Source organism: Vreelandella titanicae BH1, assembly GCF_000336575.1.
Lineage (GTDB): Bacteria > Pseudomonadota > Gammaproteobacteria > Pseudomonadales > Halomonadaceae > Vreelandella > Vreelandella titanicae.
Window position 1 is genome coordinate 15,201 of the sequence record NZ_AOPO01000008.1, and the last position, 17,343, is coordinate 32,543.

The 17,343-nt window shown below is 51.6% G+C and carries 18 protein-coding genes; 10 read left to right on the forward strand and 8 right to left on the reverse strand.

Annotated features, from left to right (window positions below):
* Positions 1 to 27: 27 nt before the first annotated feature.
* Positions 28 to 528 (forward strand): Lrp/AsnC ligand binding domain-containing protein, encoded by a 501-nt coding sequence (locus tag HALTITAN_RS14700; protein WP_007113443.1) that lies wholly within the window; start codon positions 28 to 30, stop codon positions 526 to 528.
* Between the two features lie 4 nt (positions 529 to 532).
* On the forward strand, positions 533 to 1,288 hold the full coding sequence (locus tag HALTITAN_RS14705) for a HesA/MoeB/ThiF family protein (protein WP_039859611.1): 756 nt from the start codon (positions 533 to 535) through the stop codon (positions 1,286 to 1,288).
* A 15-nt stretch (positions 1,289 to 1,303) separates the two neighbouring features.
* On the opposite strand, the gene HALTITAN_RS14710 is transcribed toward HALTITAN_RS14705, so the two are convergent.
* Positions 1,304 to 1,870 (reverse strand): bactofilin family protein, encoded by a 567-nt coding sequence (locus HALTITAN_RS14710; protein ID WP_022522569.1) that lies wholly within the window; start codon positions 1,868 to 1,870, stop codon positions 1,304 to 1,306.
* A gap of 195 nt (positions 1,871 to 2,065) precedes the next feature.
* Here HALTITAN_RS14710 and HALTITAN_RS14715 point away from each other — a divergent pair, with 195 nt between their 5' ends.
* Both HALTITAN_RS14715 and HALTITAN_RS14720 read left to right on the forward strand, forming a co-directional pair.
* On the forward strand, positions 2,066 to 2,632 hold the full coding sequence (locus HALTITAN_RS14715) for a bactofilin family protein (RefSeq protein WP_152419273.1): 567 nt from the start codon (positions 2,066 to 2,068) through the stop codon (positions 2,630 to 2,632).
* A 129-nt stretch (positions 2,633 to 2,761) separates the two neighbouring features.
* Positions 2,762 to 4,441, forward strand: coding sequence for a methyl-accepting chemotaxis protein (locus tag HALTITAN_RS14720; protein ID WP_009287580.1), 1,680 nt, complete (start codon positions 2,762 to 2,764; stop codon positions 4,439 to 4,441).
* 89 nt (positions 4,442 to 4,530) lie between these two features.
* On the opposite strand, the gene HALTITAN_RS14725 is transcribed toward HALTITAN_RS14720, so the two are convergent.
* Positions 4,531 to 5,298, reverse strand: a complete 768-nt coding sequence (locus tag HALTITAN_RS14725; RefSeq protein ID WP_009287581.1) for a class I SAM-dependent methyltransferase — start codon at positions 5,296 to 5,298, stop codon at positions 4,531 to 4,533.
* A gap of 233 nt (positions 5,299 to 5,531) precedes the next feature.
* Here HALTITAN_RS14725 and HALTITAN_RS14730 point away from each other — a divergent pair, with 233 nt between their 5' ends.
* From HALTITAN_RS14730 to HALTITAN_RS14745, 4 genes are all read left to right on the forward strand, one after another.
* Positions 5,532 to 6,023: a metallophosphoesterase family protein gene (locus tag HALTITAN_RS14730; RefSeq protein WP_233974227.1), complete on the forward strand. Its 492-nt coding sequence runs from the start codon at positions 5,532 to 5,534 to the stop codon at positions 6,021 to 6,023.
* A 99-nt stretch (positions 6,024 to 6,122) separates the two neighbouring features.
* Entirely contained in the window at positions 6,123 to 6,854 is a 732-nt protein-coding gene (gene nfsA / locus HALTITAN_RS14735) for an oxygen-insensitive NADPH nitroreductase (protein ID WP_009287583.1), read from the forward strand.
* Positions 6,855 to 6,952: 98 nt separating this feature from the next.
* Positions 6,953 to 7,918, forward strand: a complete 966-nt coding sequence (locus HALTITAN_RS14740; RefSeq protein WP_039859614.1) for a zinc-binding metallopeptidase family protein — start codon at positions 6,953 to 6,955, stop codon at positions 7,916 to 7,918.
* A 135-nt stretch (positions 7,919 to 8,053) separates the two neighbouring features.
* Complete coding sequence (locus HALTITAN_RS14745) at positions 8,054 to 8,713, forward strand: hypothetical protein (RefSeq protein ID WP_009287585.1); 660 nt, start codon at positions 8,054 to 8,056, stop codon at positions 8,711 to 8,713.
* Between the two features lie 9 nt (positions 8,714 to 8,722).
* Here HALTITAN_RS14745 and HALTITAN_RS14750 read toward each other — a convergent pair whose 3' ends face one another.
* Genes HALTITAN_RS14750 through HALTITAN_RS14765 form a run of 4 tightly spaced genes read right to left on the reverse strand, consistent with a single transcriptional unit; the run spans position 8,723 to position 14,109 of the window.
* Complete coding sequence (locus HALTITAN_RS14750) at positions 8,723 to 9,550, reverse strand: PEP-CTERM/exosortase system-associated acyltransferase (RefSeq protein ID WP_009287586.1); 828 nt, start codon at positions 9,548 to 9,550, stop codon at positions 8,723 to 8,725.
* Between the two features lie 45 nt (positions 9,551 to 9,595).
* The gene (locus HALTITAN_RS14755) at positions 9,596 to 12,436 is read right to left on the reverse strand and encodes a bifunctional diguanylate cyclase/phosphodiesterase (RefSeq protein ID WP_039859617.1); all 2,841 of its coding nucleotides are present in this window, start codon (positions 12,434 to 12,436) and stop codon (positions 9,596 to 9,598) included.
* A gap of 34 nt (positions 12,437 to 12,470) precedes the next feature.
* Positions 12,471 to 13,697 (reverse strand): hypothetical protein, encoded by a 1,227-nt coding sequence (locus tag HALTITAN_RS14760; RefSeq protein ID WP_022522579.1) that lies wholly within the window; start codon positions 13,695 to 13,697, stop codon positions 12,471 to 12,473.
* Complete coding sequence (locus tag HALTITAN_RS14765) at positions 13,666 to 14,109, reverse strand: hypothetical protein (protein WP_022522580.1); 444 nt, start codon at positions 14,107 to 14,109, stop codon at positions 13,666 to 13,668. The genes HALTITAN_RS14760 and HALTITAN_RS14765 overlap by 32 nt, the downstream gene beginning before the upstream one ends.
* Positions 14,110 to 14,490: 381 nt before the next feature.
* On the opposite strand from HALTITAN_RS14765, the gene HALTITAN_RS14770 reads away from it, so the two are divergent.
* Positions 14,491 to 15,384: a dihydrodipicolinate synthase family protein gene (locus tag HALTITAN_RS14770; RefSeq protein WP_022522582.1), complete on the forward strand. Its 894-nt coding sequence runs from the start codon at positions 14,491 to 14,493 to the stop codon at positions 15,382 to 15,384.
* 57 nt (positions 15,385 to 15,441) lie between these two features.
* On the opposite strand, the gene HALTITAN_RS14775 is transcribed toward HALTITAN_RS14770, so the two are convergent.
* Together HALTITAN_RS14775 and HALTITAN_RS14780 are read right to left on the reverse strand one after the other, a co-directional pair.
* Positions 15,442 to 16,377, reverse strand: a complete 936-nt coding sequence (locus HALTITAN_RS14775; protein WP_009287588.1) for a glycerophosphodiester phosphodiesterase family protein — start codon at positions 16,375 to 16,377, stop codon at positions 15,442 to 15,444.
* A 149-nt stretch (positions 16,378 to 16,526) separates the two neighbouring features.
* Positions 16,527 to 17,069, reverse strand: coding sequence for a P-loop NTPase family protein (locus tag HALTITAN_RS14780; protein ID WP_022522583.1), 543 nt, complete (start codon positions 17,067 to 17,069; stop codon positions 16,527 to 16,529).
* Between the two features lie 106 nt (positions 17,070 to 17,175).
* Between HALTITAN_RS14780 and HALTITAN_RS26060 the strand changes: the two genes are divergently transcribed.
* Positions 17,176 to 17,325, forward strand: coding sequence for a PQQ-dependent sugar dehydrogenase (locus tag HALTITAN_RS26060; protein ID WP_233974233.1), 150 nt, complete (start codon positions 17,176 to 17,178; stop codon positions 17,323 to 17,325).
* Positions 17,326 to 17,343 lie beyond the last annotated feature (18 nt).

Sequence of the window (17,343 nt, forward strand, 5' to 3'; positions counted from 1 at the left end):
CCTGATTCATCAGTATTGGATCCTGCCATGAAACCAAAAAATAGAACGCTGGACCGTATCGACCTTAAAATCCTGCGCTGCTTGCAGGAAAATGCGCGTATTTCTTACGTCGATTTAGCTTCGGAAGTGGGTTTATCCACAACCCCTTGCCTTGAACGCGTTAAGCGTTTGGAGAAAGCGGGTATTATTCGTGGTTACCAAGCCATTCTTGATCCGCGGGCTTTGAAGGCCAATTTATTAGTTTTTGTCGAGATCAGCTTAGAAACGCAGTCGCCAGCGGTCTTTGATGAGTTTCGCCGTGCTGTGGAGAAGTTACCGCAGATTCAGGAGTGCCACCTTGTCTCGGGGCAGTTCGACTACATCTTGAAGTGCCGCATTCCCGAAATGGCCGCTTACCGCCAGCTATTGGGCGATGTGGTGTTAACGCTACCGGGCGTGAAAGAGTCGAAAAGCTACGTGGTGATGGAAGAGGTCAAAGAGAGCTTCAATTTACACATTCCTGCCTTTGAGGAATTTGAGGATAAGTAAGCCGATGATGGATGACCAGGCGCTGCTGCGCTATAGCCGTCAGATCATGCTGCCCGAGGTGGATTTCGAGGGCCAAGAGCGCCTGCAATCTGCCCATGCAGTGATTATTGGGGCCGGCGGTTTGGGCTCTCCGGCAGCGCTCTATTTAGCTGCTGCTGGGGTCGGGCGCATCACCATTGCCGATGCCGATCATGTCGAGCTTTCCAATCTTCAACGGCAAATTGCCCATCAGCAGTCCAGTATTGGTTTAAATAAAGCGCACTCTGCCCAGGCCAGCATGTGCGCACTCAATCCCCACTGCCAAGTGGTTGCGTTAGACCAACATGTTGAAGGCGAATCGCTTGAGCGGTTAGTCGCTTCGGCGGATGTGGTGCTCGACTGTACCGACCGTTTCTCAAGCCGCTATGCGGTGAATGCGGCGTCCCAAAAAGCAGGTGTGCCGCTGGTATCGGGTGCGGCAATTCGCTTTTCAGGTCAGTTGGCAGTCTTTGACCCACGCAATGCCGAGTGTCCCTGCTACGCCTGCCTCTATCCGCCCGACGAAAGTGGCGATGAAGCGCTAAGCTGCTCAGAAAGTGGCGTCATGGCGCCACTGGTGGGCTTGATCGGCTGCTTTCAGGCGGTTGAAGCCTTTAAGCTGCTTAGTGGCGCAGGTTCTGCCCACCAAGGCCTCTCTACCTTTGATGGTTTAAGCGGCCAATGGCGGCACTTCCTAGTGCCTCGCGATCCCGCTTGCCCAGTGTGCGCTCAGCGCCTCTGATGTGCTGAAAGCGACTTAATCGTTAGCTTTTGCTTCTGTTGTGTCATGCTCTGCGGCGTTCGCACTCGTGGTTGAATGCTTTTCAACGGTTGCTTTTGGCGAGGTTTTAGTCATGCTGCCGATAGCGTCGCTAAAGGCACTTTTCAGCACATCGTTGTCGGGGTTCATATCGATACTGCCGTGGAAAACGCTGCCATCTTCAAGTACCAGGCAGGGGGCAACAATAGTGCCTGAAACCTGGGCTCCCTTATGAATGGTTGCGCGGTGGTGTGCCACCAGGTTTCCGGTTACCTCGCCTGATATATGCAGTGTGTGAGCAAATACATCGCCGTTGATATAGCCATTGGCACCTAGCGTCACGGTGTGTTGTTTACAGGTGATAATGCCGCTTACGCGTCCCTCTACCGTCAAATCCTCATCGCTATTAATGTCTCCCTCCACTTGCGTATGACCCCCAATAACGGAGAGGCTTGGTCGTGCACTGCTGGTTGGTGTGCCTGGCGTTGCTGATGAGCGTGTATCAGGTGGCGTTAGCGCCGCAGCCTTATTCTCAGGTGGGGCATTCTTGGCTTTGTTAAACATAGGGTGGCTCCTAGTGAATGACGCCAGAGCGCCTTTGGGGTGCGTGGTATTGAGCATTAAATACCTTAATCGGCTTGTTACTGTCTCAAAGCCTGGAGTTAAGCCAAGTGAGTGGGCTTATTCATGCCGCCGCAAACTAAAAGAGCGAGTATAACGTTAGCTGGGGCAACCACATCTAAAGCGGCAGGAAGCGGTATGGGCATTCAAGTATGGTTTATTGTGCTGGGCGTTGGCGTAATGACGCTGATCGTATGGGATGGCAAGCGCCGTAAGCTAAAACAGCGCGCTTTAAGCGCCGCAGGGAGACCACACAAAGCGCCTGCAGTGGATTCCGCTTCCATCTCAGAACACCCCTTTGAAGCAATGTCGCCACCTGAAGAAGCCTCCGCTGTGACGTCTCCCGCCATCCAGTGCATGCCAGGTGGCAGCCGAATTGGGTCAGCCACTCATATTTTAGGCAAAGTGATCGCCGATGAGCCTGTGCTCATTAAGGGCCGTTTGGAGGGGACTCTCATTGCGCCTAATCATCCTGTCTCTGTGACTGCCTCTGGCCACGTCGCATCGTATCTTGAAGGCAACAGTGTCGATATTGACGGAAAAATGGTCGGTACGCTTAAAGCCAACACTAAAGCCACACTGCTGTCTCGGGCGCGTATTCAGGGGATAGTCGAGGCGCCTAGCCTAGAGTGCATGGCGGGCGCTTGGCTCCAGGTGGATGTGGCTAAGAAGGTCAACCTACACAAAATTGCCATGGTGTCTTAACCGCTAGCTGCTACATCTGTCACGCTATTTATTATACCAACGTCTAGATTCGCTCTGCAGTGCTTCAGTTGGTTTTAACCTGGCCGATACCTAATTAAATGACTTATAAACGAAAAAGGGATCAACGGGATGAAGCACCTCTCTATTAAATGGAGCCTGACTGCTGCGTTAGCCTTGCTGGTGCTTATGATTGGGTTGATCAGTGGTCTTGGTTTTTTTGCTAATCACAATAGCTCTCAGGCGCTTGAAGAACTGACGGCTACCAACGTGCGGCTGACGAATTTAGCCAACCGCACGCAAGTCAATGCACTCAGAGCACAAACGTTTTTAGACCGCTCGGCAAGTTTTAGCACTCAGGGTAATCCAGAAAAGGGGCAGGAGAGCCTTGCCATGGCTGCAGAGGCGGTAGCTGAGGCAGAGGCACGTTTTAATGAGTTTCGTGCTGTGCCAATCAATCCTGAAGGCACACTTGCACCCCACCGTGATGCGATTATCAGCGCTTACAATGCCTTTGTGACAGAGGGCATTTCGCCACTGCTCGAGGCCGCCCCTTTCCAAATCCAGCGCAGGCAAGAGGAACTGGGAGTATTAAGCGCCGAGCTGGATCTGGCCATGAGCGGTTTTATTGCTTATACCGAAGAGCGTGGCGCTAGCGTTCTTCAGCAGGTCAATCGCTTGGCGACGACTATTGGCGTCATTGCGATTACCCTTTTAGTGATTTCACTGGTGGCCGTGGTGGTCATTCGGTGGGCAATGATGCGTAGCGTTGTAAGGCCCCTTCGGCGTGCCAGTGAGCATTTTGCACGGATTGCTGATGGCGATCTGACAGGTCAAATTGAAGATCGGGGCCGTAATGAAATTGGTCAGTTGTTCGGTGGCCTGGCGGCCATGCAGGAGAAGTTAAAACAGCTGGTGATAGCATTGAGAGGCAGTAGCGAACAGGTCTTCAGCGGGGCGGGTGATATCTCTGCGGGAAGCCAGGATCTCTCTTCACGAACCGAGCAGCAGGCCTCCGCGCTTCAGCAAACCGCTTCCAGCATGGAGGAGATGTCGACGACGGTAAGTAAAAATGCTGAAACGGCCGAAGAAGCGGATCAGCTCTCGGTGGCGGCGTCACAGTCGGCGGAGACAGGTGGTGAAGAGGTGGAGCGCACGGTGCAACTCATGCGTGAGATTGCAGCCAGTGCGAGCCAGGTAAACGATATTATCGGTGTGATTGACTCTATTGCCTTCCAAACCAATATTTTAGCGCTCAATGCATCGGTTGAAGCCGCACGTGCAGGCGAACAAGGTCGTGGCTTTGCCGTGGTGGCCAGTGAAGTTCGCTCACTAGCGACGCGAAGTGCTGACTCGGCCAAAGAGATTCGTAGCCTGATCGAGCAGACCACCACGAAGATTAACGGCGGCGCTGAACAAGCGGAGCGCAGTGGACAGACGATTTATCAAACAGTGGATGCGATTCGTCAAGTCACCACTCTGATGGGCGAAATTTCGACCGCGACGCGGGAGCAGAATAGTGGCATTGAGCAGATTAACGCTGCTCTTACTGAAATGGATTCGGTCACTCAGCAAAACGCAGCGCTGGTGCAACAAACCAGCTCGGCGGCTAGCGCTCTAGAGGGGCAGGCCCGCGAGCTGGCCGACTTGATGGCTACCTTCCGCATTGATGAGAGTGCTACCAGCGCTGTTGCGCTGACGCATAAGGACACTACTCAGCAGCAACAAGTTGACGGTCGTATTGAGCCAGCGCCACGCCAGCAGGCGACGCAAAGTAAAAAAGAGGCCGTCGATGAATGGGATGAGTTCTAGGTCTGAATTAACTACAAGCTGCCGGTGACAAGCGCACTTATCATCGGCAGCTTTTTTACATCTCAGCACACCTCAGAGGCAGCTATCGCTTACGCGCGGGCGGAAACGCGCAGACGCACATAATCTGCCGTCCAGTTTCCTTGCTCATCGCGTAGGCTGTGGCCCAGCAGCGTCAAGGTATTCTCAAGCACGGCATCGCGCACATCCTCGTCGAGCCCATGTAAGAACGGGCTAGCAAACGTCTCAAGCCATCCAATCATGCCGGTGGGCAGCGGAGTCGGGCGTGGAATCAGCTCAATGCTTTCTACTTTGAAACCGACGGTTTCCAGCAGATGGCCATATTCATGGGTGGTCGGGAAATACCACGGATGACGGCCGCGGGCGCTAATGCCCCGAAACTGGAGAGCGGCAATCAGCGCGGTGCAAATAGCGGCGACATTGCCATGACCACCGAACTCAGCCACAAACCGGCCTCCCGGCTTCAAGGCACGCTTAACGCCTGCGAGTACCGACTGAGGGTCAAGCATCCAGTGCAGCGCCGCATTGCTAAATACCGCATCAAACTCATGGTCGAAGGGCAATTGGTGGCCATCAACAACGCGAGCGGTAATGCCCCGTTGGCGGGCGGCATTTACCATCTCTTCTGAAGCGTCAACACCGAGAACGTCAGCGCCCAGTTGTACAAGGCGCTCTGTCAAAGAGCCGTCGCCGCAGCCAAGATCCAAAATACGTTCGCCGGGTTGAGGCGCTAACAGCTTGACCACTTCGCTGCCTAGCTTAGGTACAAAATTAGCATTCTGGGCGTAGTCGCTGGCATTCCACTCTTGCCCGGGTGCATTTTGAGGGGTATGGGTCATATCGGCTTCCTGGCGTCGTTATTATTCCGTCAAAATTCAGTTATCAACGTATAGCCATATCAGTATAGCTTGCTGGTGCCTAACTTATTAGATAGCCAATGAAAATCATAATAAATGACTCGCCAGCACTATCTATTTGATAACTTAGATATCGGCCTTGATAAGCAACTTTTAATAGTGGTCTAGTAAAAAAAGCTAGAATGACACCATTTAGCCGCTGGAAGAGGTTGTTAATGAGCCCATCTATGCCTTGCTATAGGGTTAATTCTCCCGTTGGAGTGATTGCCGATACCCACGGTTTGCTGCGTGATGAGGCACTTTGTCTGCTGCAGGGGTGCGAGCTCATTCTTCACTTGGGGGATGTAGGTAGCAAAGAGGCAGATAAAACGATTTTGCAGCGTTTGGAGACACTGGCGCCGGTGCATTGCGTTAAGGGCAATATCGATACGGCGGCGTGGGCGACGAGTTTACCGATACATCAGGACATCATTGTGAACGAGAAGCACCTGCACCTTGTGCACCGCTTAGAGGATTACGACCCGAGGTTGGCTTGCGATGCACTTCTGCATGGCCACTCCCATAAGCCCCGCAATGAATACCAGGATGGAATGCTGCTTTTCAACCCAGGTGCGGCGGGAAAGCGGCGATTCAAACTGCCGATTACCCTAGGCAAATTATGGATAGATCAATATGGCGTACGGGGCGCGATCATGCATTTGCTATAGCCATGTTTAACGCCATCCGCAATCCTGTCATGTTGTACAAATCTGTTACCCTGTTAGTTAGCTGTTTTAAATAAGCGTTATCAAGATAAGCGAGGTTCCATGAACGACGTTATTAAGCTGCTGAAATCCCACCGTTCGATCCGTAAATTTAGCGACCAGCCGATCCCGAAAGAATTGCTGCTGGAGCTTATCCAAGCCGGGCAGGGGGCAGCGACCTCCAGCCACGTTCAGGCGTATACGGTTATCCATGTAAAAGACCAGGCGAACCGTGAGCAGATAGCAGAACTGGCCGGTGGGCAAGGTTATATTGCCACCTGTGCAGACTTTCTAGTTTTCTGCGCCGATATGAAGCGTCCCACGGAGGCTTCAGAGCGCACCGGTGCAAACGTTGTGCGGGGCATGACCGAGCAACTGTTGGTAGCAACAGTGGATACGGCGTTGATGGCGCAAAATGTGGCAGTGGCGGCTGAGTCCGAAGGGTTGGGGATCTGTTATATTGGTGGTATCCGCAATAATCCCCAGGAGGTTAGCGACCTGCTACGCCTCCCCAAGCACGTGTACCCAGTGTTTGGTATGTGCCTCGGCTATCCGGATCAAGAGCCTGAAGTGAAGCCGCGCTTACCCGTGGAGGCGGTTCTGAAAGAAGACTACTACACTGAAGACGGTGAACAGGTAGAGGCCTTCGATACGGCTATGCAGGCATACTATCGGGCTCGCAGTAGCAGTAATAAAGACACCGACTGGTCCCGCAATCTCAAACCTTTGTTCGATAACAAGCTGCGCCCCCATATGCGCGATTTTTTAATCAAGCGCGGTTTTGAAATGAAATAAAGGGCACTGCACACTGTTTTTAATAGGATTTTTGGAAAAGAGAACGCTCAGTCGGTCGGTTGAGGTTCTCTTTTCCTCGCTTTCAGGAGCTTTACCGTATGCGCGTATTTTCAAATCCCGTCGGTTCCGGCTCTCTATGGTTCGATAATCTCGCAACCGCAGATGGTACCCCCGTTGCCTACGACCCTCAGGCCCGGGCCTTTGTGCCAATGCCGCCTTTTTGCATCAATCGTGACGTTATTGGCTGCAACTGGATTGCCCCTAAAGAGGGGGCTTTTTGCCGCGCTTGTGCGATGACAGCACTGGCGCCAGATCCTAGTCTTCCCAACGCTATTCCGAACTGGGCACAAACGGAAGCGGCTAAACGCTGGGTTTTGGATAACCTGGGTCGTTGGCACTGGTTTCGTCCGGAAGACCCAGGCGCTCCGCCGGTTTTCCATCTACTCGCCGAAGGCCCCACGCCTGTGCCGATGGGGCACATTGAAGGGGTGGTGACCATTAGTGTGGCCGAGGTAGACCCCGTGCTGGTTACGACGCGTAGGGAAGCGTTAGAAGAGCCATACCGAACGATGATTGGTCATATGCGCCACGAGATTTCGCACATGCTCTGGTGGCGGCTTAGCTTACGTGAGGATTTTCTGAGTGCCTTTCGCGAGATGTTTGGTGATGAGCGTCAGGATTATCAGGCCGCGCTTCAGCACCACTACCAAAATGGGCCGCCGCCTGATTGGAAAGAGCGCTATTTAACCACTTATGCCTCTGCGCACCCCCATGAAGATTGGGCCGAAACTGCCGCACATCTGCTGCATTTAACCGATATTGCCGATAGCTTTGCGGCATCAGATCTCACTTCGCCGGAGCTGCCTAGCCCGCAGTGGGATCCTTATGCAGAGCCAGATGCCGAGCGTTTAATATACGTGGCAGCTTCACTCACCGTGGGCGTTAATCATGTTAATCGCTCGATGGGCTTGCCGGATCTTTATCCCTTTGTCCTCTCAGAGACTGCCCGACATAAGCTCGCTTTCGTGCATGATTGGCTACGCCGAGGGGCGCAGGGGTTATGACCTGTATTGGCTACGTCGGCAATAGTGAAGAATTTTCGTCATAACCTATACTGCAGTTTAAGGATTTTTCCGTATACCAATAACAATAAAACCGATGGCGATTAGGTTATCGGCTAACCCGCATGGAGACTGCATATGACTCTTGATCGTGCTTACTACCTGTTAGCTGCTTTCTACAGTTTAATAGTGATTATTGGGGTAATTGCTATATTGGCTGGAGGAGGAACGCTGCTTGCCCCCATTCATTTGTTGTTGGGGGCATTGTCGGTGATTGGGCTGTGGGGGTATATCCTCAAGCGCGGGTTTATGAACCCGCGTATGTGGAGGCCTCTGGCCGGTGTGCTGGCGGTGGGTATCGTGATTCAAATGTTCATCATGCTGACAACGGCGCTTTCGAGCGTTTTATTAACCTGGATGCTGACCAGCAGTATTTTTTCGGTCATGCTGGTGATTATGCTCTACCGTTATGGTGACCGAGATCAACCTCTCTGGGCATCTGATGAAGAGCGCACTGCCGCTCGACAGCTAGACGTTTTATTAAGCGATAGCTCTCCATTAACGGCCATTAAGCGTGATGGAAGCCGCGAAAATAGCGTAAAAGTGACTAAATCTAATGGCGGCTATAGAGCAAGCGTGACACGGCGTTCGCAAGAGGGCCAAGAGCGCTTCGAGGAGCGTTTCCAATATCCTGAAACGCTCGTGTTTTTCTTAGAGAAATTCACCAGCGTAACGGTTGATGATTTTAGACGTTCTGCTTCGTTGGATGATCGAGAAAGCGCCGCGGCCACGGTATAGATAAAATATTCAAGTTATTAGTGAGGTACTAACATCTTGAGCTAGCATTTCTTCTAGCTGGAGGGCCAGCGTTTGCTGTATGTGCAAGTAGAGGGGGAGCAATGATTTCTTTAATCCACTCTCTGCTTGTTGCTTATTGATGTAGTAAGCACTTCTTCTTCCATGGAAGTTGATTGTTTCGCCGACTTTGGTGAAGTGAAAGCCTGTCAGAGCAAGAAGTCGGGGCAAGCTAGGTTCCATCATTGCAAAAACTTGAATTTTACCTAGCTGCCTCCCTAAAGCATAGCCGGTGACAAATAGGCCTGTGGCTAGTAGTGGGAAGAGCTGCCTCTCTTCAGTAGAAAAAAAAGTAACATTGTGATTGGTAGTCGAGCTTTCTAAAGAAGTAGAGCTATCTTTAAGTTTTATTCTGAAAAGGCGATTCACAGCCAGTCGTGAGATTTCATAGTAACTGCCTTGGGCAAGTTTGTCGGGATGCAGCTCTGCGTGTGTAAGGCTTTGGCTGCCATAAGATTGTAATGGAAGCTGGTTAAGTGGATGAGGTCTGGAAGCCTGAGGCATAACCACCCGCACGCAGCCTGCCACTAATCCTGTTCTGCGGTGTTCTATCAAACAATGAATAGAGTTTTGGTCATGGATATCAAATTCGAGTTTTTTTATGGGGTCGCTGGCTTCTTCGTACTCAAGTTCTTCGCAGTAAACATCATGTCTTAAACGATAAGCCAGTTGTTTCTCATGCTCAGTTATGCAGAGTTTGAATTTGAACTCTTGTATGAATCTTGTAATAAATACCGCTGACGCATCCTTGTTCTTCACTTGCAGTGGTAAAGAGCTCATGTACTATCCCTATTTAAATCCAGAGTTAAGTATAAACGGTATCCATTATTGAGCACTAATTCCACTAAATGCTTCGATGATTTTTATAGGCCTGCCTAAATGAAACCCCTGACCATAAGTTATCCCATAGGCCTTTAGTATTGGCAATAGCGCTTCTTGATCAACGAATTCAGCAATGGTTTGCTTGCCAAAACCTTTAGCGATGTCGGCAATAGCACGAACAATGACGCGGCTGTCAGGGCTAATCAGCAGGCTGCGAATAAAGGAACCATCTATTTTAATATAGTCGACGGGTAACTGCCCAAGGTAGTGAAAACTACTGAAGCCTACTCCAAAGTCGTCCAGTGCGGTACGGCAACCCAGGTCACGTACTGCTTGTAGTACGCCACGGGCGGTAGAAAAATCGGTTACCGCGGCAGTTTCCGTTACTTCCAATATAAGGTGGTGAGGATCAGCGCCGCTAGCCGTCAGCTCGTCTGCCAAGTATTGCTTCAACCCTCCGTCGTGAAGAGACTGACCCGAAAGGTTAACTGCCAGAGTGATACCTCGATCCTGCAATTGGCTAAGTGCTTTTAAACTGTGTCGCAATACCCAACGGTCGATTAAAATAATCTGCCCGCTTTGTTCGGCAATAGGAATAAAGTGCGCGGGAGAAATTAGGCTCCCGTCTGCGTCGCGCATTCTTAGCAACACCTCGTGGTGTTTTACGTCCTGATCTTCCAAACGCATGATGGGCTGCACCATCAACTCGAAGCTATCCTCCTCAAGCGCATTGTGTATGCGTTCAACCCAGTAGACTCGTGCTTGCAGTTCGTCTTTGGCATTCTCCGACTTGGAAAGTAAATGCCAGTGCTGAAGGCCACTCTCCTTCGCTTTGTACATTGCCACATCAGCGCTAGCCATTAGGTCAGCAGGCGTATTGCCATGGGTTGGAAACAGGGCAATACCAATACTGGCCGTTACTCGATGCCGCCGCTCACCCACAACGAAGCCGATACCGTCTAATAGTTGGACAATATATTGCGCGACACTGATGGCTTGATCGGCGTTGGTATCTTCTAATAGGAGAGAGAATTCGTCGCCACCTAGGCGTGCAATAACGCCGCGGGGGCCAAGGTTGCGGAAGAGGGTGTCAGCCACTTCACGAAGCAATTTATCGCCTACATGGTGGCCACTTAGCTCGTTAACCTCCTTGAACTGATTCAAATCCAGTAGCAATACTGCCCCTTTTGTCTTCGATGGGCGTTCAAGGGCGGTTTGCAGTGCATGTTGGAAGAAGCGCCGGTTGTAAAGTTCCGTTAGCGGGTCACGTTCGGCCAGCCACGTTAGCCGAGCTTCGGCAGCCTTACGTTCGGTAATATCCAGACCAACCGATATACGTGACACCTTGCCGTCATTACCCGTTTGTAACGGTGCATGGTACCAAGCGATAGTATGAGTCCTGTGATCGGGCGTACGGAGTGTTTTCTCCTCTTGCTGGGGATGGGAGAACGTATTCACCTTGGTAGAGGCACCTGCCTCGAATACATCAACAAAATGACGCCCGAGTAGCGAAGCTTCATTAAGTCCTAGCATCAACTGGGTATACTCATTGACCAAGCTAATTCGTCCAGTGTCATCCTGGGCAATGATAAATACCTGGGCCGTATCCAGCAGGCCATTAACGAAATCTCGCTCTTTGGCTAGCTCCCCAATGCGCACGGCTAGTTGGTCACCGCGCTCTTGTACTTCACTCTCTAACAATTCAAGTTGGCGTGAAAGTTCAAGGGTAATGCTCTCAAGTACATCGATCTCGTCGGGAATGCGGCGGCGGTGGTTGGGAATGGCGGCGTGTATATCGCTAAATTTTCCGTCAGCTAGGGCAGGAAGCAATCCAGCGACTCTACGCAGTCGAGCCATTGGGCCCAGCAGTATGACCAATAGCAGTAGTTCAGCGGCAATCCAGCCGAGTACGCCTACGAACAAGAGTGTGCGAGTATCCTGGTTAATTGCCTTAATTTGCTCGGTAATGTCTGATATCAGCAGCAAGTATCCGATATTGCTACGTTCATTATCCTCTTCCATGCGTACTGCGCTGAGTTCTAAATGTCTGCCATCATGTTCAAGATTTAATGGTGTTTCCATTAAACGGCGAACAGGAGCTGTATCTGACGCTCGCTGCAAAGGTGCTAGGGTTTGCTCTTCGCTTGTGAGGGCTAGCAGTTGACCATTCCATGATTTTAGCTCTCGAGTTGCCGTCATCCCGCTATCTTCAGTGGGCCCGGTGACAAGTAGTGCGACTTCACTGCCAGATACCTCCTTGGCCTGCCGAGTGACATCGGCTAGCGAGCGGGTCAGTACGACCATACCAACGCTTTCTCCCGCCACTAGCACCGGCACGGCAGCGAACTGTTGGCAGCTAGCTGAACAACGCAATGTAGTGAGTGGCTGCTCGGTGTGCATCACCCGCCTGATCCAACTCAGAATGGGAAGCTGCGTTTGTGTATTGCCGGTGCCCCAATTACCCAAGACTTGCCCCTGGGTATTAATAATTAATATTTCATCGATACCCGCCTCAAGCTGTAGAGCGGGCCACTGGGAGTCTAGTGCTTGCTCAACTGCGGCGGTATTACCTGCTTGCAAGGGCGAGCCTAAGCTTGCCGAGGCCGCGGTTAACCCTGCCAACTGACGTAAATTTTCCGATGAGCGAACTAGCGCTAAACGAATTTCTCGCTGTTGGCGTTCATAGTGCTGGCTTCGGCTTTCTTGAAACTGACGGGTAAGATTGTCGTGGCCTAGCCAGGTAAAGAGCGTTACCAGCGCCAGCAGCAGCAGGCTACTTAACGCGATGACCCGCCATGTCAGGCTAAGGCGTTGGGGCGTTCGGAAAAGGGTAAATGGTTTCATCGCGGTAGCGTCCTAGCCAGGATCGAGGTAAACGTCAGAAGCGCAGCGATAATTGAAACAACCACATGCTCCATCTTCTGCTGGTCGCTGATGAATCTGGATTATCCTGAATAGGCAGCCAACCCGTGCCATCGACATGGTGGTATTCACCTGCCAGCATGACTTGAGGGTGCGGCGTCCACTGCAGGCCAACGGTTAGGTCATCTGCGAATTGGGTATGGGCTGGAACGCTTCCCCCTGTACTCGCCTCGAAAGATTTACCGTTGCGGTCTGCGCGGTTGCTGGTAAGGCTGTCATAACGCATTAACCACTGCCAGTCATTTGCAAAACGCCGAGCGTATTGGATATACCAACTTTCCCCTGTCGTGTCGAAGTTTACAGAAGACTGGTTGAAGTTTTTTAACCCTGAACGGCGCAGGGCGTATTCAGTCGTTACACTCCAGAGTTCTTGATTGTATTGGAGTGAAAATACCCAGGGTGTAAAATAAAAATCTCCGTCGCTGACACCTGATTGATGTGACTCTATTTGGGATCTCACGTTGGCATTGCTAATCGCTGCAACGACACGACCTCCATCATGTTCATAACGAACTTGGGCAATCGTAGACTGCTGAGGATCGAAGGTGCCTGATATACGCTGAAGTTGAAGCGTATCGCTTAAATCGTCACCAGCCTGAGGCTTTCCTAAGCCAAACTGTCCTCGTAGTACTCCGTTGCTTAATCTCTGTTCCAAATAGAACGTTAGGCCGTCACCTGTGAGAGCCATTGAGCGTGTTCGGTCAAAATAGATAGACTGAGGCAGTAAGATGCTGGGACGGGTAAATGCCACATCGCGGGTTTGATTATAAAATCCAAAAGGGTTTTTAATCCGACCAAGCTGAACACCAAACGTACGCCCTTGGTCAGAAATCATTTGGTAATCAATGAGACCGTAATCCAGTTTAGGTTCTGCGTCGCTGCTATTGCCTCCAGCTCGACGACTTAGCACCTGAGCAGCAACGAGTACATCCTGATGGGGGCGTAAGGAGACGTTGAGGCCAATTTCGGTAAATTCTATGCTGCCTTCATCCTGGCTGCTCTGACCAAAAAAGTTGTTATTGTCAGTCACGACCAGCGCCTGACTAAGAAAGCCATGTACCTGTAAAGTATCCAGAGCGTGTTCGTCGCTTTGGGCGGGAGCAGATAAACCCATTACAACGGTGCCTAGCAAAGCGGCAAGGGCTCTGCATTCATTCCATCGAAATGACTTGGACTCTATCATCCAGATACTCCCTTTCAAGATACCCAATGGCACCCGGCGTTGAGGCGACGCGCTCGCGCATCTCTTCCTGGTCATTTACTCGGTCGGGGGCTTGACCGGTACCTGAAAAAACCATGCGATCCCAGGCTAATTGAAGTTGGTGCGGGTAAACCGCCAACTGCTCTTTGGTAAAGCGAGCATGTACTGGGTTGTTGTTACTTAAAACGAAAACCCTAACCGCTTGACCATCCGGCCAGGTGCGTTGGCGCATGGCGAAAATCGCGCGGGTAGTATCACGGTTCAGCCAGTGGGTAGTGACGTCTGGGTGAGCCACTAAAAAAAGCGGCGCTTCTCGAGCGATGGCATTCGTTGTTGCGAAAGCGAGCCCCACCAACACAATAAAAGTAGTCGCTGCCAGTAAGGCCAATCGCATTAGAGAGCCGCTTATAATGGGTAATGGCATTGGTAGTGGCTTACTGGTTGATTGATGAACGCCAGGTTCACCCGCGGTGCCGTTCTGCTCTGCGCTGAAAATGTGTATGTATTGATGACGTGTTCTCCCTCGCAGCACTAACGAGACTGTTTTTATATTCAGTCATGATGGTATGACTGAAAGATACACATCTAAAGCAACTGTGCCGTATCGATACGGCGTATACGCAAACACTACATCAATTCAAGAAAAATAACAGAAAGTTATGTCAACGAATAACGAGGATAAGCTGTGGCTATTCCATTACCGTATGCTTGTACATAATAGCTAATCGTCTGTGCGACACTGCGAATGCCATCCATCTTAAAAGGATCATCCACCATGTTCACCGGCCTAAGTGCATTCCCGCTAACCCCCATGAACGAGCAGGGCATTAATGAGTATGAGTTTGTCCGTTTAGTTGCTTATTTAGCTGAGGCAGCGGTGGATTCCATTGGCGTGCTGGGCTCGACCGGTAGCTACGCCTATTTAAACCGTGATGAGCGCGCCCGTGTTATTCAGCTTAGCGTTGAAAATGCAGTTGGCGCGCCTGTCATTGCAGGCATTGGGGCGCTACGTACTCGTGATGTGCTGGCTAATGCAGAACGCGCTCAGCAGGCAGGTGCCAGCGGCGTGCTGCTAGCGCCGGTCTCCTACCAAAAGCTCACCGACGACGAGGTCTTCGATCTATACGCCACGGTTTGCCAATCGCTGAGTGTGCCGCTCTGCGTGTACGATAACCCTGGCACAACCCATTTTGAATTTAGCGATGAGCTGCATGGGCGAATCGCCCAACTGCCCCAGGTTCGCTCTATCAAAATTCCGCCGGTGAACAATGATATTGACTCTGCAAAGGAGCGAGTGACTGGGTTGCGCAAGCTGATCCCCGCTGATGTCACTATCGGCATCAGCGGCGACGCGGCAGCAGCCACCGGTCTAAATGCAGGATGTGATGCCTGGTATTCCGTTATCGGCGGGTTATACCCTAGAGCAGCGCTGGCGATAACCCGAGCTGCTCAGGCGGGGGATGTTCAACAGGCCAAGGCGCTTTCAGACGGCCTTGAGCCGCTGTGGGCACTCTACCGTGAATACGGCGGTAGCCTGCGAGTGGCGGCTACCATTGCAGAAATCACCGGGAAGGTGAGTCAGCCCTGCTTGCCCCAGCCGCTTAAAACGCTGCAAGCGGGCGATCGTAAAAGAGTAGAGCAGGTACTGGGGCAGCTTGGGCTTGAGTAAAACCTTATTATAAAAACGCCCGGCCAAGGCCGGGCGTAATATGCCATTAAACGATGGTTACTCAACGAGCTTAAGCAAGCGATCTGGATAATTTGTGAACAGGCCGTTTGCGCCCATTTCCATCAAACGCTCCATCTCATCGGTTTCATTGACGGTGTAAACGTGCACCGGCAGGCCATTTTCATTTGCTTGACGAATAAAGTCGGCATCGATGACTTCTTGGCCTTCGTAGATATAGTTAGTTCCGATTCCTGACGCGTATTCCGCTACCGCCTGGAAGTCTTCATCATTAATCTCTGCTGGGCCCGGTGTCACACCAGTCCACTCCACTAAACGCGATTCGTCCTCTTCACTGGGGTAGTACCAAACGAGCTGGATTAGCGGAATGTCATCGTTTAGTTCCTGCACTTTTAACAGGCTCTCCTGCTCGAAAGACTGCACTAATACTCGGCCACTCTCGACCATGTCGTACTCTTCCAGCGTTTTTACCAGGGCTTCTTCCAAGCCTGGGTTTAGCTGCGGTGACTTGGTTTCAATGTAGTAGCGAGCATCGTGACCGAAACGCTCGAAAAGCTCATCCAGCGTGAGGATCTGTGCCCCTGCAAAGTCCGCGTCTGCTTTATCAGCATTGGCTTCATTGAACCAAGAGCCGGTATCCAGCGCTTTCAGCTCTTCCATGGTGTAGTCGTTAATCTTGCCTTCACCATCGCTGGTGCGGTCAATGGCGTCATCATGAAATACCACGACTTCACCATCGGCGGTGATTTGGGCGTCCAGCTCTAAGTAGTCGACATTCCACTCATGGGCCAATTCATAGGCCGCCATGGTGCTTTCCGGCGCGTGGCCGCTGGCCCCGCGGTGGGCGATCACTTGGAATGACTCAAGCTCTTTGAGCTGCTCCTCCAACGGTGTGGACTCCGCCAGCGCGGTGGTTGTGGCAGCACCAGCAAAAAGCCCCAGTGACATTGCGGCGAATAGCGAATGACGTTGCATTAAAGCACCTTAATTGAATGTTCGTTCAATAAGCGTACATGGCCTGGAGCGTTAAAGCCAAGTGACGAGAACTGTTCGGTGATTCATCGAGAGCCGAAGAGAGCAGCCATCAAGCGAATACGCAGTGGGGCTATATAGTCACCTAAGGGCTAGGTACCCACGTTGAGACTCTTCACCAACGCTTGCGCTTCTTTTATAGAGGTCAAACGTATAAATTGAATAGGCGCATAGCGTGGATTCACCATATCGGCAAAGTAGCGTTTACGGTTTTGCCGCCACGTTTTTAGTGACCATAGCAGAACCGAATCACGGCTTAGAAATGTTTTGCGGAAGCTTTCGTGATTACCTGTACCGGGCCAAAGCTCCTCTTGGCTGATGATGCGTTTAACAGCACGGGTGAGGGCTTGGCTAAATACTCGCCAAAAGGGGTAGTCGATCCACACCACCATATCCACTTCGCGCCACTTTATATGCCGAGTACGGTCAAAATTACCGTCCAGTATCCACTCTTGAGGTGAGGCTGCTAAAGCCTCTTCCAGCTCGGCGAAGAACTCATCGTCCGGTGCTCCTTGCCAGTTAGCGCGCCAGAATAATTGATCAAGCTGGACGCATGGGGCGTTCAAGGCATCTGCGAGCTGCTTTGCAAGGGTACTTTTGCCACTGCCACTCGTACCAACCACATTAATTTTCATGGGAGTTCTCTTTAGGTGGCGCGACATTTTAATAAGTGCTCAAAGAGGCAGCAAGCGCACCATACGGCGTCAATGAGTACCCTGGTACCGTACCACCACTTTTAGAATGGACGCCCTCTATTGCCCCTCGGGGATAGCGCTTTACAGCGGCGAGCTGTTCCCGCAGTGGCAGGGCGATATACTGATAGGAGCGCTGGTAAATAAGAGGTGCGCCGGGTACGTTTATCTAACAATGGCCGCGAAGCCAGCGATGTAGAAGGCCTGTTTGGTGAGC